The organism is Schaedlerella arabinosiphila (assembly GCF_003885045.1).
In the GTDB taxonomy this organism is placed as follows: Bacteria; Bacillota; Clostridia; order Lachnospirales; family Lachnospiraceae; genus Schaedlerella; species Schaedlerella arabinosiphila.
This window is the reverse complement of the sequence record NZ_RHJS01000002.1, coordinates 389,949-416,475: the sequence shown is the minus strand read 5'-3', so window position 1 is coordinate 416,475 and position 26,527 is coordinate 389,949. Positions and strand designations below refer to the sequence as shown.

Annotated in this window: 21 protein-coding genes and 1 pseudogene; 4 read left to right on the top strand and 18 right to left on the bottom strand. The window is 51.3% G+C overall.

The genetic code is table 11. The features are described from left to right. Positions 1 to 139 precede the first annotated feature (139 nt). From EBB54_RS32100 to EBB54_RS02480, 7 genes are all read right to left on the bottom strand, one after another. Positions 140 to 2,113: an oxidoreductase gene (locus EBB54_RS32100; RefSeq protein ID WP_125126214.1), complete on the bottom strand. Its 1,974-nt coding sequence runs from the start codon at positions 2,111 to 2,113 to the stop codon at positions 140 to 142. Between the two features lie 24 nt (positions 2,114 to 2,137). Beyond that, positions 2,138 to 4,534, bottom strand: coding sequence for a GH39 family glycosyl hydrolase (locus EBB54_RS02505; protein ID WP_125126213.1), 2,397 nt, complete (start codon positions 4,532 to 4,534; stop codon positions 2,138 to 2,140). Positions 4,535 to 4,552: 18 nt separating this feature from the next. Continuing rightward, positions 4,553 to 5,713, bottom strand: a complete 1,161-nt coding sequence (locus EBB54_RS02500) for an MFS transporter (protein WP_125126212.1) — start codon at positions 5,711 to 5,713, stop codon at positions 4,553 to 4,555. A gap of 24 nt (positions 5,714 to 5,737) precedes the next feature. Beyond that, positions 5,738 to 6,841 (bottom strand): butyrate kinase, encoded by a 1,104-nt coding sequence (gene buk / locus EBB54_RS02495; protein ID WP_125126211.1) that lies wholly within the window; start codon positions 6,839 to 6,841, stop codon positions 5,738 to 5,740. Further along, entirely contained in the window at positions 6,834 to 7,847 is a 1,014-nt protein-coding gene (locus EBB54_RS02490) for a phosphate acyltransferase (protein ID WP_125126210.1), read from the bottom strand. The genes buk and EBB54_RS02490 overlap by 8 nt, the downstream gene beginning before the upstream one ends. An 88-nt stretch (positions 7,848 to 7,935) precedes the next feature. Continuing rightward, positions 7,936 to 8,175 (bottom strand): acyl carrier protein, encoded by a 240-nt coding sequence (locus EBB54_RS02485; protein WP_125126209.1) that lies wholly within the window; start codon positions 8,173 to 8,175, stop codon positions 7,936 to 7,938. A gap of 63 nt (positions 8,176 to 8,238) precedes the next feature. Then, positions 8,239 to 9,981, bottom strand: a complete 1,743-nt coding sequence (locus tag EBB54_RS02480) for a CocE/NonD family hydrolase (RefSeq protein WP_125126208.1) — start codon at positions 9,979 to 9,981, stop codon at positions 8,239 to 8,241. Positions 9,982 to 10,125: 144 nt separating this feature from the next. On the opposite strand from EBB54_RS02480, the gene EBB54_RS30335 reads away from it, so the two are divergent. Beyond that, the gene (locus EBB54_RS30335; protein ID WP_162307061.1) at positions 10,126 to 10,284 is read left to right on the top strand and encodes a hypothetical protein; all 159 of its coding nucleotides are present in this window, start codon (positions 10,126 to 10,128) and stop codon (positions 10,282 to 10,284) included. 55 nt (positions 10,285 to 10,339) lie between these two features. On the opposite strand, the gene EBB54_RS02475 is transcribed toward EBB54_RS30335, so the two are convergent. After that, entirely contained in the window at positions 10,340 to 11,008 is a 669-nt protein-coding gene (locus EBB54_RS02475) for a TetR/AcrR family transcriptional regulator (RefSeq protein ID WP_125126207.1), read from the bottom strand. Positions 11,009 to 11,200: 192 nt separating this feature from the next. Here EBB54_RS02475 and acpS point away from each other — a divergent pair, with 192 nt between their 5' ends. Both acpS and EBB54_RS02465 read left to right on the top strand, forming a co-directional pair. Next, positions 11,201 to 11,614: a holo-ACP synthase gene (gene acpS, locus EBB54_RS02470; protein ID WP_125126206.1), complete on the top strand. Its 414-nt coding sequence runs from the start codon at positions 11,201 to 11,203 to the stop codon at positions 11,612 to 11,614. A gap of 80 nt (positions 11,615 to 11,694) precedes the next feature. Further along, positions 11,695 to 13,398 (top strand): methyl-accepting chemotaxis protein, encoded by a 1,704-nt coding sequence (locus EBB54_RS02465; protein ID WP_125126205.1) that lies wholly within the window; start codon positions 11,695 to 11,697, stop codon positions 13,396 to 13,398. Positions 13,399 to 13,550: 152 nt separating this feature from the next. Here EBB54_RS02465 and EBB54_RS02460 read toward each other — a convergent pair whose 3' ends face one another. The 8 genes from EBB54_RS02460 to EBB54_RS02425 form a co-directional block, all read right to left on the bottom strand. Further along, on the bottom strand, positions 13,551 to 15,989 hold the full coding sequence (locus tag EBB54_RS02460) for a GH39 family glycosyl hydrolase (protein WP_243127482.1): 2,439 nt from the start codon (positions 15,987 to 15,989) through the stop codon (positions 13,551 to 13,553). After that, complete coding sequence (locus EBB54_RS02455) at positions 15,977 to 17,587, bottom strand: AAA family ATPase (protein ID WP_125126203.1); 1,611 nt, start codon at positions 17,585 to 17,587, stop codon at positions 15,977 to 15,979. The genes EBB54_RS02460 and EBB54_RS02455 overlap by 13 nt, the downstream gene beginning before the upstream one ends. A 48-nt stretch (positions 17,588 to 17,635) precedes the next feature. Further along, positions 17,636 to 19,084 carry an AAA family ATPase gene (locus EBB54_RS02450; protein WP_125126202.1) on the bottom strand — a complete coding sequence of 483 codons (1,449 nt, stop codon included), beginning with the start codon at positions 19,082 to 19,084 and terminating at the stop codon, positions 17,636 to 17,638. A gap of 210 nt (positions 19,085 to 19,294) precedes the next feature. Next, positions 19,295 to 20,746: a sensor histidine kinase gene (locus tag EBB54_RS02445; RefSeq protein WP_125126201.1), complete on the bottom strand. Its 1,452-nt coding sequence runs from the start codon at positions 20,744 to 20,746 to the stop codon at positions 19,295 to 19,297. Between the two features lie 2 nt (positions 20,747 to 20,748). After that, complete coding sequence (locus EBB54_RS02440; protein WP_125126200.1) at positions 20,749 to 21,408, bottom strand: response regulator transcription factor; 660 nt, start codon at positions 21,406 to 21,408, stop codon at positions 20,749 to 20,751. Further along, a complete protein-coding gene (locus EBB54_RS02435; protein WP_243127481.1) occupies positions 21,401 to 22,306 on the bottom strand; it encodes a lantibiotic immunity ABC transporter MutG family permease subunit in 906 nt (301 codons plus the stop codon). The genes EBB54_RS02440 and EBB54_RS02435 overlap by 8 nt, the downstream gene beginning before the upstream one ends. Then, positions 22,303 to 23,067, bottom strand: a complete 765-nt coding sequence (locus EBB54_RS02430; RefSeq protein WP_125126199.1) for a lantibiotic immunity ABC transporter MutE/EpiE family permease subunit — start codon at positions 23,065 to 23,067, stop codon at positions 22,303 to 22,305. Before EBB54_RS02430 ends, EBB54_RS02435 begins: the two co-directional genes overlap by 4 nt. A gap of 79 nt (positions 23,068 to 23,146) precedes the next feature. Continuing rightward, positions 23,147 to 23,848: a lantibiotic protection ABC transporter ATP-binding protein gene (locus tag EBB54_RS02425; protein WP_125126198.1), complete on the bottom strand. Its 702-nt coding sequence runs from the start codon at positions 23,846 to 23,848 to the stop codon at positions 23,147 to 23,149. A gap of 351 nt (positions 23,849 to 24,199) precedes the next feature. Between EBB54_RS02425 and EBB54_RS02420 the strand changes: the two are divergent. Beyond that, positions 24,200 to 24,457: pseudogene (locus tag EBB54_RS02420) on the top strand (type II toxin-antitoxin system RelB/DinJ family antitoxin); the annotation flags it as partial. Between the two features lie 30 nt (positions 24,458 to 24,487). Here the strand turns inward: EBB54_RS02420 and EBB54_RS02415 are convergent. After that, positions 24,488 to 25,801 carry a sensor histidine kinase gene (locus EBB54_RS02415; protein ID WP_125126196.1) on the bottom strand — a complete coding sequence of 438 codons (1,314 nt, stop codon included), beginning with the start codon at positions 25,799 to 25,801 and terminating at the stop codon, positions 24,488 to 24,490. After that, positions 25,798 to 26,505 carry a LytR/AlgR family response regulator transcription factor gene (locus tag EBB54_RS02410; RefSeq protein WP_125126195.1) on the bottom strand — a complete coding sequence of 236 codons (708 nt, stop codon included), beginning with the start codon at positions 26,503 to 26,505 and terminating at the stop codon, positions 25,798 to 25,800. The genes EBB54_RS02415 and EBB54_RS02410 overlap by 4 nt, the downstream gene beginning before the upstream one ends. Positions 26,506 to 26,527: the final 22 nt, after the last annotated feature.

Here is a 26,527-nt window from a genome sequence, read left to right as displayed (position 1 = left end):
GAGGAGATTTTGTTACTGTTCACACGGCGTCGTGCGCCCGCCGGATACACCACGAAAAAGCTGCCATGCACCTCACATGACAGCTTCCTCCTGATCTGTTATAAACCATTCCCGATCGCAATGCAGTATAGCAGATCCGCTACACCCGCATCGCCGAGTAATACCCTGTATTCATCGCGTCATAGATCTTCCCGACCTTCCCGCAGTCCCCGATGATATAGCACTCGTCCACCAGCTCCGCCAGTGCGTCCGCCTTTTCGCAAAGGGGCTTCAATCCCAGCGCGCACACCACCGTATCCGCTTCCAGAAGCAGCTCCTCTCCGTCCTTCTCACAGAGCACCCCTTCCGGCACCACGGCCTTGACCTTTGTATTCACATAACACTTAGCCGCCTTCTCCACCTCCGGCATCAGGCCGCCCCGGTAGAAGGAATTGACATCCTCCGCGATGGCCGGCTTCATCTCCACGATGGTGCATTCCTTCCCGTCATGGTGAAATCCGACGGCCGCTTCCGCTCCTACCAGGCCGCCGCCCATGATGACCACCTTCTGACCCAGCTTTTCAGGATGCAGTTCCGCATCTACAGCCATCACCACGTTTTTAGAATCCAGCCCCGGAATCGGCGGGCACAGTTCCTCGGAGCCAATCGCCACAAACAGCGCGTCCGGCGCAAATTCCTTCACATAGTCCGGCGTCGCTTCCGTTCCCAGCAGTACCTTCACCCCGGCACGCTCCACCCGGCGCGCCAGCACATCGCAGAGCTTCCGGATATCTTCCTTAAAATAAGCGGCTCCCGCCGGATGCAGGTTTCCGCCCAGCTTATCTGATTTTTCCGCCAATGTGACCTCATGTCCCCGCCGGGCGGCAGTGATGGCTGCCTCCATCCCGGCCGGGCCTCCACCCACGACCAGGACCTTCTTTTTCCGCTCCGGCTCCGCCTTCGGGCATTTCGCCGCAAGCTGCTGGCCCATGGTGGGATTCACCATACATTTTACCATCTCCAGCTCCACGGTGGAGCCGAAGCACTCGTAGCAGCGCAGACAGGGTGTGATGTCATCCGCGCGGCCCTCGTATGCTTTTTTCGGCAGATAAGGATCGGCCAGCACGGCCCTTCCGATCTCCACCGCGTCGGCCTGCCCGGAGGCAATGATCTCCTCCATCTGGGCCGGGTCGTTCAAGGAGCCCACACAGGCAACCGGGGTCTTCACATGCTTTTTGACGGCCGCCGCCAGATACACGTTGACCCCTCTCGGATAAAATGCGGAAGGATGGGTTCTGCAGAACATATCCGGATCCTCATGGTTTCCGCAGGATACGTTGATCAGATCTACTTTGCCGTCGATCATCTCCGCCACCTTGATGCAGTCCTCCATCCCCAGGCCGATGTCCGTCAGGTCATCCCCGGAGATCCTCGCCTCAATCGGAAACTGGGGACCCACCGCGTTTCTGACCGCCTCTACCGTCAGCAGGAAAAATCTGGCCCTGTTTTCCAGGCTTCCTCCAAATTCATCCGTCCTCTGGTTCATCACCGGGGATAAAAACTGGGAAAACAGCCATCCATGGGCCGCATGCACCTGCACCATGTCAAATCCCGTCTCCTTGCACAGCTTCGCCGCTTTTCCATAGGATTCGATGATCTCATAGACCAACTCCCTTGGCATCTCCTGTACCTCTCCCATGGGAGTCATTTCATGGCTGGGGCCGTAGGCCACCTCGCAGGTTGCCACATCCCCGCCCACGCTGACCAGTCCGCCGTATTTTCCGCCGTGGGACAACTGGATATTGGCATAGGCTCCTGCGTTGTGGATGGCCCTCGCCGCCTCCGTCATGCCCTGGCGCACGCCGAACGCATCCAGCTGAAGCTGTTTGTTGTGGGACTTTCCGGTGGCCGAATGGATGATTGCCTCCCCATAAGTCACAACCGCCGCACCACCTTCGGCCTTTTCCTCCAGATAAGCGATCATCTCCGGTGTAAAATGTCCGTTTAAATCGATCATGCTGGGGCTGGTGGGCGCACAGATGATGCGGTTTTTCATCCTGATGTTTCCGATCCTCAAAGGCGCAAACAGATGAGGATACAGTTCTTTTCCTTTGCTGCAGCTTTTTTCCGCCATGATTCCTTCCTTTCCGCGGTTTCCTCACATCCGGTACTGGTACTGGATGTCCAAAAGCCGGATTTCCTGCGCCAGCAGAACGCTTTCCAGCTCCAGCACGCCGTCCGTCACCTCCACGGTTTTCATCTCCATGGTAGGAACCGCCCTCTTTTTCAGATATTCAATCTCGTCCTTGGCAAGCCCTTTGGCAAATTCCAGCTTCCGCCAAAGTTCCTGCGCATTTCCGTTATCCTGGTTCACATAATAGATCTTCACCAGGTAATTTCCGTTTTTCATATTTTTCAGCGAAAATCTCAGTTCCAGCGGCTCCATATCCTCCAGGAACTGTTCCAGGTCGCCGATCTGGATCTCGTCCTCCTCGGTAAATACATACCGGGAAGAGAGTTTTTTATAATTATGACTGGCGATCACATACCGGCCCCTGCCGTTGGTCGTCACCATGCAGTTTTCGTCCTTGGCCATGACATACTGCTGCAGCCTGCCCAAAAACTGAAAGGCATAGAACGAGGGCTTCTTGATACCGTCCCTGGAGATCATGCCGGAGTCCCCGTTTAAGATGGACCCTGAATCATAGTACTCCGAATAGATATCCAGTCCGTGCCAATAGGCCATAAAATCCACACAGCCTTCCATCTCCATACAGGTTTTCATTATATAGGCTCCCTGCTCGCAGCTATCGTTGAGTATATTCCGGTTGGATACGGTAAAATTCCATTCGTCAATGTGGATCTCCGGAACCTGAAAATCCACTTCTTCCATCATTTCCCGCAGGATCGCCACCTGATTTTTCATATAATGTCCGTCAATGGACTTCCTCCCGTACCGCATCCCGGATTCCACCAGGGCGATATACTGGAATGAGCAAAATGATATAAAATCCGGCCTGCATGCTCTCTGCTTCCAGATCTTAAAAATATCTCTAGCTACCGGAGTCTCATACCCAAGGATCAGCCCGGCGCCGCCCACCCGAACCTCTGGCAGGATCTGCTTAAATGTCCGGTAAATGACTTCAAAATAGCGGTAGTACTCCCCGTCCTCCCCGGTCATCTGAAGCTGCGGGTCATTCCAAAATTCAAAATACCAGCTTTCCACCTCATCCGCGCCGTATCGGTTCACCAGGTGCATACACAGCGTCCTGATGATCTCGCAGAACGTATCATAGGGGTAGATTCCGTCCTCCCGCTCCTCCTGCCGCAGACACCGCTCCGGCGTATAGAGGAAGAGCTCCGGTTTGTATCCCAGCTCAATATACGGCTTCATCTGGATATCCACCAGGAAATCCAGCACCAGGTCCAGCTTTCGGAAATTGTATCCCTCCCGCTCATCAAAACAGTTTTCACGGGTCAGCAGATTCCAGATCCTCGCATAGACCATCCCGGTTTCCCTCTGGATCTCCCGAAGCTGGTTCTGTACCGCCGACTGCAGGATGCAGTAGGCTTCTCCCACGTTGACCGCCTTATTCCACAGCATGTCTCTGCTCTCGTATGCGGCCGCATCGGCCTCGCAGCCCTGGAAATGCTTTACCACCGGCTCCTGCCGGTTTTCCCTTAATTTCAGATATTCCTGGATTCGCTGCCGGTTCTTTTCCTCCTGCTCCGGAGTGGGCTCCGGCTCTTGGTTCACATTCTGGATCTTCTTCCGGTACTCACTGGGGGATTCCCCATGGATATCCCGGAATGCTTTGGTAAATGCCGCTGATGTGGGAAAGCCGTTGTCCAGCGCGATCCTGGTAATATTTTTATTTGTATAGATGAGTTCGTCTACAGCATGGAACAGACGAACGTTGTTCAGATATTCCAAAAAGGTCAGTCCCAGATGTTTCTTTACATATTTTGAAAGGTACGCATTGGACAGATACAGCTTTTCCGCCAGGTCATTCAGGCTGATCTGCCCCTGGTAATTGGCCTGGATATAGTTCTGGATCTGGCGCACCCGGACACGATCCTGGGAATTTTCCAGATTGACGCGTACGTCATCCGCCTTGACCATAAAATTGCTGGTCAGAAGATGCAGCGTCTCAAAATAAAGGGACTGCAGATGGAGGGAGCCCTTGTCTTCTTTTTCAAAATACCGCTCCAGAATCCGGTCCAGCAAAACCCGCATGTCCTGGTAGGCATCATTTTTATCCGCCGCCGTATTGCACCAGAACATGAGCTGCATGGTTCCCATATATTCTGCCAGCAGGTGGAAGTCGATCTCAAACCGGGCGCCGAACATTTCCCTGGTTACGGTAATGGCATGGCTCTTATTCGCGTTGACTACAATAAAATCACCATTTTTTAATATGTAGAGAGCATCATCAATCTGAATCTCCATTTCGCCCTTAAGCACATAGAGTATCTCCAAATTCTGATGGTAATGTGTTGATTTCTCCGGGCTTGTAAGAAAATAAAACTGCATCAGTTTTCTGTCGTTTTCCATGCCTTTACCTCTTCATTTCTACACTAGCTTCTTTTTTGTACAGAGTATCACCGCCGCTGCCGCTGCAGTCATCCCGATCACGGCCAGCAGATACACATGGGACGTGGCCGTCTCTCCAAAGATCAGTTTCGAAGCCGTATTTAAAACGGTGGGGGATATAAACTGTCCGAAACAGTTTCCGCAGGTCAGGCAGGCTGCCGCCATGGCCGTGGCCGCGGGTTTTACAGCGTTGGATACCTCCACCATGGCCGTCGGTATGAACATTCCCTGGGAAAATCCGCAGAAAACCGCTCCTGCAATGAGCATACCATAATTGGCCGGAAAAAGCATCACCAACAAACCGCCCACGGAAAAACTCAGCATTGCGATCGGAAGCGTATATTTCTTCGTGGCCTTTGTCACCGTCCCCAGGATCAGCCCCATGACGATCTGGGCCCCGGAAAATACGCCCGTCAGATTTCCGGATACCACCGTACTGCCTGCCAGGCTTCCGCCAAGGTGCATGGCGATATTGGTGGAAAATGTGATGAGGAACAGCATTTCCAGCGCTCCCAGAAGGGTCATGGTCCAGACCCTGGGCGTCATCTCCAGCTTTTCCCCCTGTTCGGTTTTCACCGTCCCGGTATCCGGCAGGCAGAACGCGATCAGGAGCATGGAGATAAATCCGATGCTGTTGATAAAATAAGATTTTTCAAATCCAAATCCGCCCAGGAATCCGCCCACCGTCGTCACCACGACCATCCCGGCGCCTACGCTGGCCGCCTGGATGCCCATGACGGCTACCCGTTCGTCGCCTTCAAAAAATTCCGCCACAACCGCCGTATTCAACGCGATCGCCAGCCCCAGCGAGATGCCGTAGAGGGCCCGGGACGCAAACAGCAGCCAGAAGCTGTCCGCCAGAAAGGGGAGAAATCCGGTCACTCCGGCCACCAGCCCGGCAAATACCAGCAGCTTTTTCTTGCTGATCTTCATCACCAGAGCGCCGGAGATCAACGCCACCACGATGGAAAGCAGGGTCGGCGCCGTCACCAGCATCTGTACCATGCTCACCCCGGCCTCCGGGAAATGCTTCTGGATCGGGCCCAGCACCGGCGACACGCAGAACTGCAGCCCCTGGATGAAGGAAATGGCGACGATGGTAATGATGATCTTTATCTTGTCTGTTTTACTCAATTTCATATTTTTTTCACCCTGTTTTCTTCCTTATGCGAAGTCAAAGCCCTGGAAATTACAAACGCCGCTGTATGTTTTCACGGCTTCCTTTCCGTCCAGCACACGCCCGGCTCCTGCCGCCATGGCTTCCATCTCAAATTCTCCCGGATAGGCGCAGACCGGCGCGATCCAGTCGCAGGCTTCCTTCACCTGGTTTACCAGATCCTGGTTGTAGACCATTCCGCCTCCCAGCAGAATCCCGTCCACCTTGCCGTGCAGCACTGCCGCCATAGAGCCGATGCATTTTGTAATCTGGTAGATCATGGTATTCCACAGCATTTCGGCATAGGGATCGCCGTTTTCGGCACGCCTGGTCAGCTCCAGTGCATCCGAGATCCCGGTGTGGCTCACAAATCCGCCGCTTCTGGTGCAGAGCTTTTTCACCTCTTTTAAGTCTTTCCCTTCACAGTATTTCAGAAGATCCGCCGCACAGACACTGCCGCAGCGCGTGGGGGCCATGGGCCCTTCTCCGCCTACGATGTCAAATCCGTCCACCATCTTTCCGCCCCGGTGCGCAGAGATGGAGATCCCGCCTCCGATATGGCAGACTACAAAATTGCAGTCCTCATATGCCTTTCCCAGGCTTTCCGCATGGCGGATGGCCGTCTCTTTCAGGTTCAGTGCATGGAGGTGGACCATCCGGTATACCCCTTTGATTCCGGTCATACGGGCCAGGTCCTGGAGCTCGTCCACATCCGGCGGGTTTACCGTATACGCTTTTGCGCCGTACATATCCGCAAACTCCTTCGCAATGCTGGGGCCTAAGCATGCCGGATGGATCACCCCGTTGGCCGCGTGGATGGAATGATCCAGCACCAGTTCGTCGATGGCATAGGTGCCGCCGTCCATGGCCAGCAGTCCGCCGCCCCTTCCCACGCAGGCATCCAGCCCTCTCAGGTCGATCTGGTTTTCTTTCAAAAGCTGCCCGATCGTTTCCTTCCGATAGGCAAGCTGATCCGCAAGGGTCTCAAACTTCTCAAGAGCCCCGGCGTCATGGCTGACATTTGCGGAAAATACTTTTTTGTCCCCTTCAAACAGCGCAATCTTGGTCGATGTTGAACCGGGGTTCACCGTAAATACTTTATAATCACCCATGCTGCTCCTCCTGTGCCGCCGCGCGAATCACCAGCATGGCCACGTTTCCAAGCATCTCATCCACCGGCGCGCTTCTGGAGAAGTCGCATACCGGCTGCGCGAAGCCCTGGAGCACCGGCCCGTAGGCATTGGCATGGCCGAAGATCTGGATCAGCTTGACTCCGATATTTCCTGCATGGAGGTTGGGGAAGATGAGGACATTTGCCTTACCTGCCACTTCGCTCTCCCACTTAACCTTTTTGGCTGCCACTGCCGGGATGATGGCGGAATCCAACTGAAATTCCCCGTCCACCTTCACATCCGGACGGTATTCGCGCACCAGCTTTACCGCCTCCCGGACAACATCCAGGCTTTCATGCTCTGCGCTTCCGCAGGTGGAAAAGGACAGCATGGCTACCCGGGGCTCCCAGCCAAGCAGATTTTTTACGGTGTCTGCGGAAGAAATGGCGATGCCCGCCAGATCCTTTGCGTCAGGCTGGGCGGTAATGGCGCAGTCCGCCAGTCCCAGCATCTGCCCCTGGGGCCCGTCAAATCCCGGGATATCCGCAATCCCTAAGCTGGACACGCTCTCCACGCCTTCCTGCAGCCCTACGATTCCCATGGTTTCAAAAATCACATCTCCTGTAGAATATTCCTTTCCTGCAGCTACGCAGTCCACTTTATGCAGCTTTAAAAGGAACAGCGCGCAGCGCACCGGGTCTTTGGATTTCCTGGCAACCGCCTTGGCGGAAAAATCCTCATGTCCGGCCGTATATTCCTCTGCCAGCTTCAGGCGGTTTTCTTCCTCTGTATAATCAAAATAGTCGAATCCTGCCGTGGAGATCTGATGCTCCCCTGCCAGGCTTTCAATCGCTTCTGGCTTTCCCATCAGGACCGGAAAGCCGATCCCGGCCGCAGTGACCTGCTCCGCCGTGCGCAGGATATCCACATTCATAGCCTCCGGAAAAGCGACCCGCTTTGGGTTCTTTTTCGCTTTTTCCGTCATATTCTTGATAAATTCATTCATGATACTCTCTCCCTGAGAGCGGTCGGGAAATGCCATGTCTCCGCAGCAAATCGTGTACCTGTTTCATTCCCCGCCCGCCCCGATTCTATTATTCGTCAAGCAGCTCAGCTACATAATCCGCCGCTTCCCCGAAGGTCGCGCAGCGCTTAAAGTTCATATAGGGAACCTCCGCGTCAAATTCATCCTCCAAAAATGTGGTCATCTGTGAATAATGTGCGGACTTGGGATTCATGGACGCAAATTCCGTATCTCCGTTCAGTGTGGATACGTCTGCTCCCCAGATTTTGCTTGCTTTCTCAATGATCTTTGCCAATACTTCTTCTCTCATGATTTGATATTCCTTTCTTTTTTTATGTTCTATTCTCGGCCGGCGTTCACGCAGTTTTCTTCATTACCGGATGATAATGTCCCCATCCTGGAACCGGGGCGGGATCACCGGGATCTGCAGGAAGGACTCGTACTGTCCGCCTGTATAGATCAGGTGGTTGCCCTTGTTGTCAGACTCCCATCTCAGCGGCTCGAACCAGTCTTCACGGATATACCTTCCGGCAATCTGGACACGGATCTGCTGCCCCTTGTGGAAGAACCGGCTGGTGGGCACGATCTCAATATCTACAGGCACGATCTGGCCCGGCTCCAGCTTTTCATCGCAGGTGTGGGCCTGCACCGGATTGTAATCTGTGGACAGCTTTTCGTCCAGCTTCCGGCGGGACACACGCATCTTGCCCCACGCCCCCGGATGGTTCTCCCCGAACAAGGTGATCGGAAGAAATTCCCCTGTGGTGCTCAGCTTCTGGATGTTGACGAACAGATCCATGTCGTCGTAGCTTTCCGCCGCCACATAGAGCCTCAGCTTCAAGTATCCTGTCAGCTCCGTATCCTCTTCAAAGCGGTAATCGAAACACACCTCTCCGGTCAGACTGTCATAGCTTGCCTTTGCTTCCCCGGCCACAGGTTCTGCCTTCATGGAATTGTCGGACGCATCCAGGTACAGTTTTTCGTATCTGGTCCGTTTCAGCGGGAAGGACTCTTCCGGACGGTTGGTCTGGTAGTTGAACTCTCCCACATCCTGAACCTCGATCCTGACCTTCGGAGTCAGCTCCCAGCCGTTGCGCTCCAGCTTTAAATATCTGGCATAGAATTTTTCCAGATCCTGAATGTTCTCATTGCTATATGCGTCCGGCCACTCGAAATTCCTGTGGGCACGGAGCCATTTCCGGCGGGATTTGCATTTCCGGAATGCGTTGATGGAGCCCCGCAGGTGCAGGTGATTCCAGCATGCCGTCTGGTATACCGGGATCTTCACCTTCCCGAAGTCCGGTTCCTTGTCCTTCCAGTACGTGCAGTTGACAAACGGATATTTTTCCAGGTTCAGCGGCGTGTTGTCTATGTAGTTAATTCCGCATGCCTCACGCATCACAAAGCCTACAAACGCTTTTGCCGGAATCCCGCCTTCGCACAGAGATTCCCGGTACATATCCGTGGTGGACTCCCATGGCGCGATACATGCCAGGTGGGGCGGCTGCTGCGCGGCGATCCTCCACTGGGTCATTGCCACACAGCTATTGCCCGCCAGTCCGCATCTTCCATTGCACCATTCCTGGTTAGCCGCCCACTCGATGAAGTCATAACCGTCTTTTCCGTCCTGGGTACCGAACTGTACAAAGTCCCCTTCCGAATGTCCGATCCCTCTCGGGTCTACATTTGCCACCGCATAGCCGTGGCGGCACCAGTAACCCGGATCCGGGCTCTCGAATTTGGACATGTCCGATACGGTGTGGGGCGGAACCCCCATGATCTGCCACTCTGCCTGTCCTTCGAAGGGGCGCTTGCCGTAAAAGCTCCAGGAAATGATCAGGGGATATTTTCCCTCTGCCTCGGGCTTGTAAATGTCCACATAGATCGTAGCGCCGTCACGCATCTTCACCGGAATGTCCTGCATACAGATGATCCCTTCCTCCGGGCTGTAGGTCCGCTGGTTCAGCGCCGGCTGGATCTTCGCGTGCTCCCGCTCCTCCAGGGACATTGACTCAAATTCTTCCTGCGTGCAGGGAGTCATCATCTTTGTCATGACAATCTCTACCTGTTCCCCGCTCATGTCCACGGTTTTCGTAATTCTTTCTACTTCTCCCATGTTTGGAAACCTCCTCGTTTTTCTTTTTCTTACTGATTATATTTTAGAAAAATCAGTCGAAAAACAACAGAACACTTTTCCGGTTTGTGTTCAAATTGTACAGATTTCAGAAATGTGTCTAACTGCCCCGGCCGTTTTTTCCGAATGAATGAGGTAGGTTGGATGTCCAAAGAGCATCCAACCGTACAGGTGGAACATCTTCCGCTGACAGCTCCTGTATACCATGGAATCAAAACGGACGCTGATTTCCGTCCATGTCCTCTTTTAGAACATCCCGGAAATCAGCGTCCGTCTTCTGGGTAATATAACATTTTGATTGTAAAAACCGAATCCTTCCAAGCCCCTCCATATGGGGCTGTCAAACCGGCGTCTTGTCCCCGGTCTTTGCCGTAATCATCTGCTTATAGGTCAGATATCCCGCCCCTACCCGCATGGTGTTCAGAAGGTTCACCACCTCTTCGGCCGTCAGTGCATTTTCCCCCTCTGATTCCAGCCAAAGCCGCGCAGACAGAAAGTGCAGCTCCGCAACGGTCCTGACAAAATACCCCCGCAGCCCATCCCGGGGCAGCCCGTCATTGTCCATCATGGCTTCGATATATTCATTCAGTATATTTTTCAGCTTTTTCACAAAATAGGGATCGCCGTTGTGGGGATCGAGCAGCGCTTCCATGGCCGTCTTATGTGCCCTGCAGAAATCGAACCAGAACAGCAGAAGGGGCGGCGGCTCAACCTCATACCTGTCAATAAATTCTTCTATTGGAAACGGCGGTCTTGGATTTCCGGACAATTCCTTATATTTCCGCGACATTTCCTGCAGGATGGAATTCTGGATCTGTTCCATCAGCTCATAGATGTCCCCATAATATTGATAGAACGTCCCCCTGGTGATATTCGCCCGGGAACAGAGCTCCTTTACCGTGATCCTGTCCCACTTTTTTTCAAAAATCAGATTCAGATACGTCTGTTCGATCCGCTTCCTTGTCTGCTCCGACCTGGAGCCTTTTGCATTCGAAATCATTTCCTGCATGGCCATTCTCCTTTATCTGCTTGGGGAACCTGTTTTCACGTCATTTTCTCCTCTATGCTAACATTTTTTCGCCCCATTTTCAATTCTGTGTCCGTACTTTTTAGGCTTTTTTGCATTCTGAAGATTTTTACTTGTTTTTTCTGATTTGCAGATATAAAATATGGATAGCTACAGAAAGGAGGAGCCTCTGCCATGACTTACGGCATCGGAACCGATATTTTAAAAATCAGCAGCATTGCCGAAAGCGTCGCCGACTTAAACGATCCCTTTGTTCGGAAAACCTATACTCCCGACGAGGTTGCGCTGATCACCTCCCGGCCGGTCCCCCTCAACAGCTTTGCCACCAGGTTCTCCGGCAAGGAAGCGGTCTTTAAATCCCTGAACCTCCATGGGAATGACATCCGTCTCAATGAGATCGAGATCCTGGAAAATGAGAACGGCCAGCCTACAGTCACCCTCCATGGGAATGCCCTGCGGCTTGCAGAGCAAAAAGGCATTTCCCGGATTCTGGTCTCACTCTCCTACGATACGGATTACGCCGTTGCTTATGCCTCTGCGCATAAAAAACTTTCCCTAATTCCATCTTATCTTTTTGCTTGGAGATGACGATATAAATATGGACTTTCACGTAAAAGCTGCAAGTGAAAGCAAGAGCTTCAATATTTTTACATAAGGAGACTACAGTTATGAAAAAAGTGATCCAAAATTTAAAAATCAGCCAAAAGCTCTATGTCCTTGTAGGCGTCGCACTGATCGGGATGCTGATGATCGGGGGCATGTCATTCAACCTGATGGGCAGATTGAATGAGAAAACAAGTGATATCTCCACAAGCTGGCTTCCCAGCGTTGACACGGCCAGAGATATGGATACGACCATTTCCTATATCCGGCTCAACGAGCTGGCGTATCTCACTGCCGTTTCACCGGAAAAGGAGGAATCAAGCCTGCAGTATCTGGAGAGCGAAAAAGAAGAGATGAATAACCTTCTTGCCAAATACGGCGGCCTGATTGATTCGGAAGAAACACCATATTATGAAGCCGCTCAGAAAGCATGGAACAATTATGCACAGGCGGATGAAGAGCTGCTCGCCCTCGCAAAGCAGGGCAGGATCGAACAGGCCCGCAGCCTTCTGGACGGCGAATGCGTTGAGCTTTACAATGCGGTAACCAGCGCCCTTGCCGATATCATCGCATATAATACAGAAGGCAGCAATTCCGAGACCCAGGAGAGTATTTCTCTTTACAGAACCGCACTCCTTTCCCAGGCTGCCGTCATGGTTATCATTATCATCATCGGCGTGTACTTTTCCTTTGTAATCATACGTGGGATCAAGTTTCCCTTATTTGAAATTGAGCAGGCCGCTACGAAGATGGCACAGGGCGACCTGGATATCCATATTTCCTATGAGTCGAGAGACGAGCTGGGGGATCTTTCCTCTCAGGTGCGCCGGCTGATCCGCAAGCTTCAGGCCATCATTGAAGATGAAAATAAGTTTCTGGCGAAAATGGCTTCCGGAGATTTTACCATAGATTCCGCCTGCGCCGAGGAGTATACCGGCGGTTTCCGTCCTCTTTTGGACTCCTTCCGCACGATCTCTGAACGGCTGAATGACACCATGCTTCAGATCAGTTCCAGCTCCGAGCAGGTGGCAAACGGTTCCGAGCAGGTATCCAGCGGAGCCCAGGCGCTTTCCCAGGGCGCAACGGAACAGGCCAGCTCCGTGGAAGAGCTTGCCGCCACAGTGACCGAGATCTCGAACCGTGTCAAGCAAAATGCGGAGCACGCCAGAAAGGCCAACTCCATGGCGGATACGGTCAGTGATGAGATGAATACAAGCAACCAGAAGATGCAGGATATGATTCAGGCTATGAACGATATCAGCCATAGTTCCGATGAGATCGGCAAGATCATCAAGACCATCGAAGATATCGCGTTCCAGACCAACATCCTGGCCCTGAACGCCGCGGTGGAGGCGGCCCGCGCGGGAGACGCCGGAAAAGGCTTCGCCGTGGTGGCCGATGAGGTCCGCAACTTAGCAAGCAAGAGCGCCGATGCTTCCCACAGTACGGCTTCCCTGATCGAAAATTCCCTGCAGGCAGTGGCCAGCGGAACACAGATTGCGGACGAAACCGCAAAATCTCTGAAAGAAGCCGTGGAAGGCGTCAACGCAATGCACGATATCATCTCCCAGATCTCCGAGGCCAGCAGCACACAGGCAGACGCCATCTCCCAGATCTCCATGGGGATCGAACAGATTTCCAGCGTGGTGCAGACCAACTCCGCAACCGCCCAGGAAAGCGCCGCGGCCAGCCAGGAGCTGTCCGGCCAGTCCCAGCTCATGAAGAGCCTGGTTGGACGATTCCGCCTGAAAAACGGCAGTCATCGTTAAATGTCAAAATACTCCCAGCTGTCGGATTGGCAGCCGCACAGCCGGAAATACTTTCAAGGGACGCTCTCGCAGAGGAAAGCGTCCCTTTATTGCTATTAACAGTCGGATCAGCCGTGGGAACCCGGCCCTGGTGTAATAACCGCATTTTCCAACTAATATTGATACCGAATATCCAGCGCCTTGATCTCATGTGCCGCCAGCTTCGCCTCCACCCGGAGCACCCCGTCCTCCGCCTTGAGCCTGCGCAGCTCCACCCTGGGCATAGCGCTGCGGCGCATGTAGTCGATCTCCCCTTTTGACAGATTTCTGATATACTCCATATCCTTCCAGGTATTCTGTACGCTTCCGTTGTCCTTGTTTACATAGAATACCCTCATCAGATAATCCCCGTCTTTCACATTCCGGATCTCGAATTTCAAGTGAACCGCCTCCAGGTCTTCGTACAGCTCGTCCATCTCCTCAATACGGATGTCCTTCTCCTCCTTCATGGCATACCGGTAATTGAACTGCTTGCAGTTGTGGCATACAATGGAATAGGTGCCTCTGCCGTTGGTGGTCAGCAGGGCGTTTTCCGTCTTTCCCAGCAGTCGGGACTGGGCGAAATGCAGGAAATGAAAGGCGTAGAACGACGGCTTCTTGATCCCGTCCCTGGTCAGCAGCCCGTTGTCCCCATACAGGACGCCCTCCGTATCAAAAAATTCCGTATGCAGGTCCGACCCGTGCCAGTACCCCATCATATCCACATTTCCAATGGACTCAATGCAGGTCTTCATCACATAGGCTCCATGGGCGCAGCTGTCATTGATACAGTTCCGGTTGGAAATGGTGAAGTTCCACTCCGTGATATGCAGTTCCTCCGGCACAAAGTCCTCCTCCGCCAGGATCTTTTTAAAAATATCCATCTGATTTTTCACAAAATTGTGATCCAGAGAACGCTTCCCGAAATACATGTTATTCTGCTGGATCAGCTCATAGGAGTATGCGTACACGCTGATAAAGTCCGGGCGGATCTGCCGCTTTTTCCAGTTGCTGATCAGATCCCGGTACTGATACCGGTCATATCCCATGGCGAATCCTGCGCCGCCCACCCTGATCCTGGGTGAAATCTGCTTCAAAGCCTTGTATCCGATCTCAAAGCAGTCGAAATACCATCCGTTTTCGTCCAGCATGTTCATCCGCTCGTCTTTCCAGAGTTCAAAATACCAGGTCTCGATCTCCTCCAGCCCGTACCGGTTGATCAGGTGGGCCGCCAGATCCTGCATCACCTTCTCATAGCTTTCCCGCTCGTGGAAAATGATGTCGTTCTCCTTCTGGGCCAGGGTGGAATTGATGGTATAACTCACATGGATCGGTTTGAAGGACAGCTCGATATACGGCTTCAGCCTGTGATCCACGAGAAAATCCAGCCCCCGGTCCACCCGGCTGAAATTGTAGTGCCACCCTTTCTCCTCGTCCTCATCGTACATGTCTCCCACGAAGATGTTCCAGATCCGGACATAGGAAAAGCCCAGCTCCTCCTGCATGAGCAGAACCTGCTGCTGCATGCTGCTGTCCAGAAGCGATTCCACCCGCCCGATGTTGATAATCTTGCACCAGTTTTTGGTGTATTCCTCCGTCTCCGACGCATCCACGGTGAACAGGCTGATATTTCTGGCCGCGACGGTGTCCTCCACCGTTACGCTGCCTGCCAGATAGTCCTTCACCCTCTGCCCCACTTCCTCCTGCTGCCCGGCTGCGTCCATATCCTCCCGTTCCTCCTGCCGCACGCTGGTCCGGTAGGCGGAGGGCGTCATATGGTAAATGTCCCGGAATGCCTTATTGAAGGATGCCGAAGTGGGAAAGCCGTTGTCCAGCGCAATCCTTGTGATCTTCTTCTCCGTATACAAAAGCTCGTCCACCGCATGGAACAGCCGGATATTGTTCACATATTCCAGAAAGCTCAGACCGAACCGCTTCTTGATATACTTGGACAGATAGGCGTTGGACAGGTACAGTTTTTTTGCCAGGTCATTGAGGCTGATCTGCTTCTGGTAATTGGCCTGCACATAATTCTGGATCTCAAACACCCGGGAATTGTCCGGCGACACCTGTTCTTTCAGCCGGTTATCGTCCGCCTTGATCATAAAGTAGCTGGTCAGCAGATACAATACCTCGTAATAAATGCTGTTGAGATACAGAGCACCTTCCTTTTCCTTGTCATAGTACCGGTTCAGCATCCGGTCCAGCACCTTTTTCAGTTGTTCGTAAGCCTCGCTTTTGTCCGCCGCGGAATTGCACCAGAACAAAATCTGGTTCGTCCCCAGGTATTCCACCAGTATTGAAAAATTCATCTGGATGCTGACTATGAGCAGGTCTTTTCGTGTCTCCCGCAGGGAATGCCGCTTGTTGGCGTTCACCAGCAGAAATTCCCCTTTTTGCAGCTCCTGGGTCTCCGATTCGATCTCCAGCTCCAGAGCGCCCTCCAGCACATAGATGATCTCGGGATTCTGGTGGAAATGCGTATTTTGTATTTTTCTCGTATCAAACTCAAAGTCCATGACTGAACGTATATTTTCCATGTTCTGTACCTTTCCTGTGTTTATTCCAGCCATTCTACCTTACAGGCATGTTCTTTTGTTTCTCTGCTGTAGCCGATTCCGACGGCCAGCACCCTCCCGGTATATTCCGGCAGTTCGCCAATCTTCCCCTGAAAGCGCATTCCATATCCCTTATCCTTAATTTGCCGGATCGCCTCCTCCGGGGTCTGATCCACTTTCAGCTCCAGTATTATGCCGTCCTGGCCCTTCCTTTTCGGATAAAAGATAAAGTCCACGAATCCTTTTCCTGCTTTATCCTCCCGCTCTACCCTGTACTTATCCCGGGCGGCAAGATAGACCAGGTTCACCACTGCGGACAGTTCTGTCTCATGATTGTACGACAAGATGGGCGTTTCTGTATCGTGCGCGTACTGCAGGATTTCGGTCATCGTCTTTGTGTCCCTGGCCAGCGTCGCTTTCAGCATATTAGATGAAATCCTTGCCAGACGGTGCACATATCCCAGAGACTCCCTGTTCATCAGCATTTCTTCATATTTCATCATCAATTCCTTATTAGGGATAAATACCTCACCATCTTCATAAGTCAGCAGTCCATATACCACCATTGCAGAATAAATCTGGTCTTTTGTCACCAGTTCTTCTGCTGTCGCCGCGTACTCCTGCATTCTTGCTTCTACATGCTCTCCGGAGACCATCAGCCCTAGGTCGTCTCTTACGTCCTCAATATTGTTTTTTATATAGTAAAATACGGAATCATATGTCCCCGAACCGGTCCAGTACCCGGCCAACTGATTATTGGACAGCGCACTCACCACAGACCTGGGATTGTACAGGCATTCTCCCATAGCCGTATGATAACCGTCATACCACTCTGCCAGCTCGTTCCTGCCGATGCGAGGCTTTTCAGTATTTTCTGTATATCTTTCAAAAAGTTCGTCCACTTCTGATTCTGAAAATCCAAAATATTCACCGAATCGAATCTTTGTCGCCATATCATATTCCAGAAACATATTCAGCTCCGAACCGTCCGAATATTTCGCGATTGGAAGGATTCCGGTCATATATGCAAATTCCACATAGCTTTTCCCTTTTAAAAGGGATCTCAAAAAAAGAAGATAGGAAACCTTGTCCTCCTCCTGGATAAAAGGCATATAAAACAATGCATCCCACTCGTCAATCACAAAGAGAAACTTCTGCTCTGTCTTCTCAAAAATAAGGGAAAGTATATCCCAGACCGCCTGATCCGAATCCAGCTCAAGCTCCGGATATGACGCTCTCAGATCCTGATAGATTCCGTTTTCGATTCTTGAGATATAATTCTTGTAATGCCCGCACCCGCTTGGAATCTCACTGAAATCTATATAGATCACATCATATTGGTTCAGATGCTTTGAATACTGCTTTGCTCCCGCAATCTCCAGCTTGTCAAAGATATCATGGCTGTCCTTCGCCCGCCCGAAATAAGCGCCGATCATATTTGCGATAATGGTTTTTCCGAAACGCCGCGGCCTTGTAATGCAAAAAAAGCGCTGTTCCCGCCCCAGCGCCGGGATCAACTCCTCCAACATTGCAGATTTGTCTACAAAATAAGGTTCCTCTGTAATCATTTTATACTGATTGTAAGGCGCAATACTGTTCAAATACAATCCCATACTTCTTATCCTTTCTCCAGGCCAGAATGCATAACATATTGTTATTCCTCATACCTGGTACTTCTCGATCACACAGGTATGCTTCCTCTCCCCTGCCGCTGCTTCTTCGTCATAATTAATGCCAACCAGTAGAATGTCACCCGTATATCCTATACCCGCCGGCAGCTCTTCAAACAAGACAAACTCATCGCCGTAACTGAAATACGCCCGTTTGATCACACTGCGCAGAGACTGCTCATTATTGTAGTGCAGTGCGGCTTCTTCCCCATGGATTTTCTCAATCTGGGCCGCCACAGCCCGGGCATTTCCATGAACCGTATCTATAATGAGCTGCTCGCTCTCCCTGACACGTCTGAGCGTATCGTCTCTCTTCACGTCCCGGACAATTTTCACAAATTCCATCCTGATTTCTTCGTTTGGTATATACGCCTTTCCTGCCGTCTCATCGTAAGCCAGATATCCTAAGTGGATCAGCAATGTCAATATATCATCCTGATTTCGAAATGTCACAAGGTCATTGGCAAATCCTTTCGTGTCAACCCTCACCTCTCCGCCGCCGATCAGTTCTGCCACCGTCCTGGAAAGTCCGTCAAAATCCAGGCTTATATATCCCATCAAACTCTCTGCCGCTGAGGTCTGTATCCAATAAGAATCAAAATCATCATTTCGGACAGCTTCCATGACCGAGTTTGGATTATACACAGAGCCCACACCCCGAAAACAGTAACCGTCGTACCACTTCTTCATCATGCCGAAATCACGCCCAAAGTCCCTGCACAGCTTCTGCACCTCAGTCTCTGTAAACCCCACATATTCCCCAAATTTTCTGGGCTTGACCACCGTAAATTCTTTAAAATCAGAAATAGCAGATTGAGAACCGTCTTTTTTTATTGGAAGTATCCCTGTCATATAGACGGCCGCAAAAATTCTATCCGTGGTACTGCTGCTCTTAAACAGCACTCGCAAAAACTCAAGATAGCTCTTCTGAATTTCCGGGGTTTCTCTTATTGGCGCATCCCATTCGTCGATGATCATAATCAGCTTATTGCCCATCCGTTCCACCGCGGAAAGGAGTGTTGCCAGAAAAGACTCCTCTGCCTTCAGATCCGGGTATTCCCTGGAAAGTTCCTGCGTCAGTCTTTGTTTGATATAAGGAATCCACTCTGTCTTGCCTGCTTCTCCCATAACAGATGTCATATCAAGGTAGATGACGTCATATTTGTTCAGATATTTCCTGTATGTCCCGTTTATTTTTTCATCAAGGGCAATCTGAAGATCCTCAAACAAAGGCGCGGAGTCACAAGTCTTATCATAATATGCACACAGCATCTTGGCTGCAAATGATTTTCCGAAACGGCGGGGCCTGCTGATGCACGTCAAACGCCTGGGGGTATCTATCGTCTCGTTGACCAGGCCGATCAATCCGCTTTTGTCAACATATGTGTCATTTCTGATCCCGGCAAATCCACTGTTCCCAGGGTTCAAATACATTCCCATCACCGATCACGCTCCTCAATTCCGTAAAACTCCCGTCAAGTGTTCACATTATAACACAATCTTTGATATCTGTCCTCTATTTGTTCTTGTTCATTCCCAGCTTCATTCCCATCTTCTGATACCAAGCGTCACTGTTCACACCTACGGTGTTCACAGCAACGAATCCGGCCTATTTAAAGTTGCCTTACGGCAAGAGGCCGGATTCCAGCCCTAGTACTGTACTGGCCTGTGACCGTGCAGCGCAGTGCACGGCCCAGGAGTCAACAGTAACATACCAAGCGTCACTTTTGCCCCGCCTTCCTCCCCATTCTCCAGCGCCAGATATCCCCCCTGGGCCATGATAAACTGCCGGGCCGTATGCAGTCCGATCCCATAATGCACCTTACTGCTCCGGCTTTTATCTCCCTGGTAAAACCGCTCGGCGGCATATTTCAGATCCTCCGCCGAAAATCCCGGCCCTTCATCCGTAACTACCGCCAGCAGATACGCCTTCCCTGCTTCTTCCCGGTTGGAAAACGCAATCCGTATCCCTTTCCCAGGAGGGCTGTAATCCAGCGCATTGCTGACAATATTCTGAAATGCCCTGATCATCCGGCTTTCACTCCCTCTGACCATGCCCCGCAGCGGGCCTCTTCTGAACGTAATCCCGCATTGCCGAGCGGATGCCAGAAGCCTGGCCTGCTCCTCCATTTTCCCGGCCAGCGCTTCACAAGTGATCTGCCGCTCTTCGTCATCCTCCTGAGCGCTACCGTTTTCCATCTCCGTCCGGTCTGCCTGCAGAATCTCATGCAGCATTTCCAGATATTCCTCCATGATCGCCACGCTTTGCAGGATATCCCGGTTATACTCCTGTTCCTCCTCCGCAAGCTCCCCTTCCGCCAAAAGCTCCGCATTTCCCCGGATGACCGTCAACGGAGTCCTGATATCATGGGCCAGCGCCGCAATCTGCTCCTCTTTGCCCTTTTCCAAATTCCATTGCCGATGCAGAGAGCTTTTCAGGGCCTCCTTCATCTGATGCAGGGAATCCAGCACTTCCTCCACTTCCTTCAATTCCGAATGCGTCCTTTCAAAATCCAGGTTCTGGTCCCGGATTTCTCCCGTAACCTCATTGAGCACCGCAAGCCTTGCCCCCATATATTTCCCAAAATGCCGTGAGACCACGAACGTATGCAGCAAAAACAGAACCACATATCCGATCACCAGCAGAAGATCCGCCCTAGGAACCCATTTTCTCAGAAACGCGTTCCGATACAGCATGGTAATCCTGTAGTTTACAATGCACACCTCCCCCTTATCCCGTTCCAGAAAACGCAGGTATCCCCTGCCACCGGTATTGGCATCATTTTTTTCATAGTGCTCCCAGGCCAGTTCCCTTAGCTCTTTGGAAAACGTACCGTACCGCCAGCTTCCATCTGTCTTGTAGACCCCGAAGGTACACTCCGGAGGTATCATGTTCTCTGTGACTTCCGAAGCCGTCCGGATTTCTGCCGCCGTTTCATTGAGCCAGAGCTCCGCATAATTGGCTGGAAGCACCTCCCCAGACGCCTCCAGCACGATAAAGATGCAGACCAGGACCAGAAGCCACATCAGCGCCCCTCCTGCCAGCAGGCAGATATATCTCAGAAAAACATTTGCGATCGTTTTTTGTCCTTTTCCCCTCATCCCTATCTCCATCGATATCCGATCCCCCACACCGTCTCAATCGGCTCCAGCCCTGCCTTCTGGCATTTTGCCCGAATATTCTTGATATGCTCGGTGATCACCGAATTATCGCTCTCTTTCTCATAGCCGAAGACATGCTCATAGATCCGCTCCTTGGAAAATACCTGCCCATGGTTCAGCGCAAGGTACTCGCAGATCGCATACTCACTCTTTGTAAAATCCAGTTCCTCATCCTTGTACCGCACCTTTTTCGCCTTCAGAAGAAACTGCACGCCGCCCACCGACACCGCCTGCTTTTTCTCCCTCGTCTCCCGCCGCAGATGGGCCGCCACCCGTGCCCGAAGCTCTCCGATGCCGAAGGGCTTGGTGATGTAGTCGTCCCCTCCCACGCCCAGCCCCTTCATGATATCCGCCTCTTCCGTTTTTGCGGTCAGAAACAGGATCGGGCAGTCCACCGAATCCCGAATCTCCCCGCACAGCGCAAATCCGTCCTTCCCCGGCATCATGACATCCAGAAGGATCAATTGATACTCCGTGAGCTTCAGCTTTTCAAGCTCCTGCGGATCTGACACCGCCGTCACATGATACCCTTCCTTTGCCAGCGCGTTTTGAATCAGCCTTAAGATATGTTTCTCATCATCCACCGCCAATATATTAATCATGACACTGCCTTCCTTCATAATAATGATACCACAGGAAAATCATTCCCCACAGCGCCGCCGTCAGAACTGCGCCGATTCCCAGGCTCCGGGATACAAATCCGGCAGGCATCGCCTGCCCTTTCCAATATAATAGCAGATATCCGCTCCATCTGCTACCCCAGGAGCAGGGAAAAAACTGCCACAGCCCTTCCCCCAGCCCGGTCAGAAACAGCGCCGCCGTGAGCAGCTCCGACGTTCCGACACACATGGAAATGGTTTTGGAAAATGCCAGGTTCAGAAACAGATGGAGGAGGTACAAATTGATTCCTCCCAGCCACAGCACCCCCGCCATCCCTGCATATTGCGCCGGTGTATAGACCGACCCTCCTGTCATCATCCCGAAGCCCGCCGCAAACCCTCCCACTGCCAGCAGCAGAGCCCCCAGCCCCAGCACCGCCAGCACCGCCCACTTTGCCAGCAGCGCGGCTTTTTTATGCACCATCGCCCCGAGCATCGTCTGGAAATGCCCCTGTTCCTCCATTTCCACGGACAGGGAGCAGACTACGCTGATGATCAGCGGAAATGCAATGGATAATACCTGGATGTACCCGGATACCTTCCCTTCGTCACTCCACCCTGACCAACTGTAGTACATCAGGAACACCACAATCCCCAGCAGAGGAACCAGCAGATGAATCCAGGTTAAAAGGGTATGCCGCACTTTCCAAAATTCCGCTTTTATGAGCCGCAGCAGTTCCCCTTGTATGCTTCCATTCACTTTTGCAGACCTTCCGGATTCCCCGGGCTGCTCTCTTTCTGTCCTTACATGCTCTTTTAATTTTTCAGGCGTCACTTCTTCCTTTACAGAACTTTTTAATTCCCCCGATCTGTTTACATCTGTCCTCACAGCTTCCATCATCTCTCCACCTTCCTTTCAAACCACCTCCGGCTCAAACGCCAGAAAAGAAAGAACCAGATAAGCGATGCCGCGATTCCCAGAGGCAGCCCCGTCCGTTCCATCAGTTCCGGTGAATAGGTCATGCTTCCCGGTTCTGCTACCAGCCCGTTTGGCAGTATCCCCAGGATTATACACATCATCCGGGACGCAATTCCTCCCGGAAGCACCCAGAAATAGGGTTTCAGCGACAGTTCGGCGGAGCACAGAACCCACATGCCCATATGGAGAAGCACCATAGGAAATGTCCCTATAGCCTGCTGCAGAAACAGGCAGAAGGGAATCTGCCACAATGACACTGTAAACAATATCAGCACCGCAAAGATCTGCTGTCCGGGTGTCAGGCTGATCCGTAATACTCTGTGCAGGATCTGTTCCATTCCGATACCGGCAGCCAGGGTCACGCCTCCCAGCACCAGCAGGGCTGTTCCCATACAGCGGATGCCGTACAGGATCTTTCCGTCCCATATGTTCCCCGGCTCTGCCGGCAGCGTCCAGATGGCCCGATTCCCCAGCTTCTTATCCCTGTTTCCCACTGCCCCGCACAGGAACGCAGCCATTCCCGGGAACAGAACTGTATACCACCAGTTATAGCAGTCGATTGTAAAATAATCCCAGGTCAGCATGGCCGACAGTGCCACCACCGTCAACGGCATGATCCAGCCCAGCTTCCCCGCGAAGGTGTGCCGGTTCTTTAAACTCTCCGCAATATAATATTCTCTCATCTGATCTCTTCTCCTTCCAAATATATACCTGCCAGTTTCTCTTAACGCACAGTCTGTACATATGATTTCGCGCCGGTTCCTAAGCCGCCCGGTGCTTCGCCGCAATCTTCATAAATAATTCCTCCAGATGCCCTTCCTCCGGCATTTCTCCCTGATAACCCAGCATCCCATTTGCGATAATCCCGATATAGTCTGCAGTCTGGGCGATCTCACTCAAGATATGGCTGGACACGATCACCGTGATCCCCTCCTGGGGAAATCTCCGGATCATTTCACGCAGCTCCTGAATCCCGATCGGGTCCAGCCCGTTCAGCGGTTCATCCAGGATCAATAGCTTCGGCCGGCCCAGCAGCGCGATCCCAAGTCCCAGCCTCTGCTTCATCCCCAGCGAAAATGCCCCCGCCTTTTTCTTCCCAGTATCCGCAAGATCCACCAAATCCAGCACTTCCCGAATCCGGGCATCCGATATCCCCAGGATCAGCGCCCGGACCTTCAGATTCTCCCAGGCCGTCAGGTTCTCATATACCGGGGGTGTCTCCACCAGCGCGCCGATCTCCGCCAGATCCTTCCGGCTCCAAGAATGTCCGTCAAAAAGCACTTTCCCGCTGGTGGGCCTGAGAATCCCTGTCAGCATCTTCAAGATCGTTGATTTCCCCGCCCCGTTGGGGCCAAGAAGCCCGTATACACAGCACTCCGGTATCTGCAGAGACACGCCGCACACCGCGGAATGGCCCCGGAACTCTTTTGTTACACACTCTGTTTCTAAAATATGTTTCATCATATTCCATCCTTTCCTGTCACCTTTTTCATACTGTATTTCGTATAGTCTGTCACTTGCTTGATGCAATAAAAACTTCTGTCTCGTAACCGATTACAGGAATAAGGATAACAGGGAATTATAAAGAAAGTATAAGGAAATGAAAAAACTTTTTTTAGCAAACAAAATGTAAAAGCCGCAGACCGTTTTCAATCTGCGACTTTGGAATAAAAATAATCTATTCACTTTCTATGTTCTGCTTCGAGTCCCTCACAAATCTTCTATACCTCCTGCTTCCATTGCTTCATGGAACTATCGTTTCAGAAAATCGGTTCAATTTAATTATAAAAACACCAATTTGCAACTTTCAGCGTCCGAATGGACGAAACATTAAAGAATCAATTTGACTGCTTATGCCAGGATTTCGGCATGAACGCATCTACAGCAATCAATGTATTTGCACGAGCTGTTGTCAGACAGCGCAGGATTCCTTTTGAACTATCATCTTCTGAAGCTGATATCACACGTGAGGGCGCGGTGCAAGCCTTTCATACCCTGCGAGTACAGGCTGAGAATAATGGTGTTGCAGATATGAGTCTTGATGATATCAACAAGGAAATTCATCTGACTTAATCTGTAGTGTAAGTACCTGTCTGTGACTCCCTAAGGAATCGGTATTAAAATCTTCACCTCAAACCAGTTCGAGTTCAGAGCAGCCATCACGGAGCCGTCATATTTCCTAACTGTAGTTTGGATACTCTTCATCCCAAATCCATGGAGACGCTTATCTTTTTTTGTAGTCACTGGCATGCCTTTCTTAAATTGGATCTGTTCCGTACAGTAATTTTCCGTACAGATTCGCAAAAATTGCTTTTCCCGAACCACGTAGAGACGGATCAGCCGCATCCGCTCATCCGGAAGCTTTTCCACGGACTCTATGGCATTGTCCAGCATATTTCCAAACAAGGCACTGACATCCATATCATCCATAAAGAAGAGGAGATCCCCTTCTACCACGCACTTCAGTTCAATCCCTTTCCCCTGGCAAGCCATACTTTTAATAGTAAGGACAGCATCTAACACTTTGTTTCCTGTCTTGTTCTGCGCTTCATAACTTTTAATCTCCCGTTCCATCTGCTCCAGATATTCCACGGATTTTTGCGTTTCTGTCTCTGCCTTCAGCAGTGTGATCTGATGCTTCAGATCATGGTATTTCTGATTCACCATATCAATATTATCCTGTGACATCTGATAACTTTTATACTGCATTTCCATGATATTCTGAAGGGTATCCATTTCAAACCGCATCTGCATCGCACGTACCTGGATATGATAGGCGTAAAGGAGACAGATCCCGCAGAAATCCGTCAAAGTACGGATAATAAAGATATCCCTGCTCATGGCGCTGCTGAACAGCCATTCCGTATCCACATAACTCATATTGCTGACACTATAAACCATAAGCGCAATCACAAATACACTCAATAGTTCACGGCCGGTAAGCCGAAGTTCCTCAATATCCTTGCGCAGATGCCGCTCCAGAAAATAAATCGCCGCATAAATAAGGCCATAGACCAGGACCATTTCTCCAACGCACCAGAAAACCTGATAATCCTTTGGAATATCGAATGCAAAGTTATAGTAGATCTGCCAGCAGAGGGACGCGGCAAACTCCGCATTGATCAGCACTGTAGCCCCGTAATATCCTGTTTCCCTTAACGTAAAATCACAATTTATCCGTACATATAAAAGCACCAGAAAGATGATCAGCAGCATAGACGGTATGAACAGGAACTTCGCCACGCCGTCTGTCAGATACATGAATACCTGCAGGATCACAAATACCGCTGCATCTCCTGCCCAGTGTTTTTTTTGCCGCGGCTTATCGTGATAAATGAAGATGATCACAAATGCGGACATCCAATAGGCAAATGCATAGTAATATCCCGGTGTATTCAAGATTTCTGCTCCTTTCATCTCCACTCTCCATTCATATGTGCATTTAATGCGTCCAGAAATGCATTCCGCCTGCCCCGGCTCATGGCAAGGACATCACCGTTCACCGTAAGATCGTTTCCACGGTAATGTTCTACATAATCCAGATTCACTACATAACTCCTGCTGCAGCTAAAAAAACGTTCATCCAGCTGGCTTAGTGTATCTTTCAGAGTCCCCCGGGCCTCATAAATTCCTTCGGTGGTATGATACAGCAGAAGATGATCCAGCACCTCCACATAGCAGATGCCGGAAATATCCAGTTTCATTTTTCCTCCCTTTGTGGCAACCACGACATATTTTTTCTCCGATGTCCCAATCCGTTTCAGTGCCTTGTTCATGGTTTCCGTAAATGAAAAATAGGAGAGCGGCTTTAACAGATAGTCCAATGCATTTACTTTATAGCCCTGGATTGCATACTGGGGCATATTTGTAATAAAGATCAGTTCCACGTCCGGATCCATTTCCCGAATCCGCCGGGCCGCACTCATGCCATTCATAAAGGTCATTTCAATATCCATCAGTATCAGGTCATATTTTGCCATATACTCTGTAATGATGTCCTCGCCGTCCGAAAACTCGGTCACCTCAAACCGCCGCTGGGTTTCCTCTTCATATCTTTTCAGACATTTTTTCAGCCGGGCTTTATCATGGACGTCATCCTCTACAATCGCAATGTGTATCATACACTGTCCCTCGCTGCAGCCA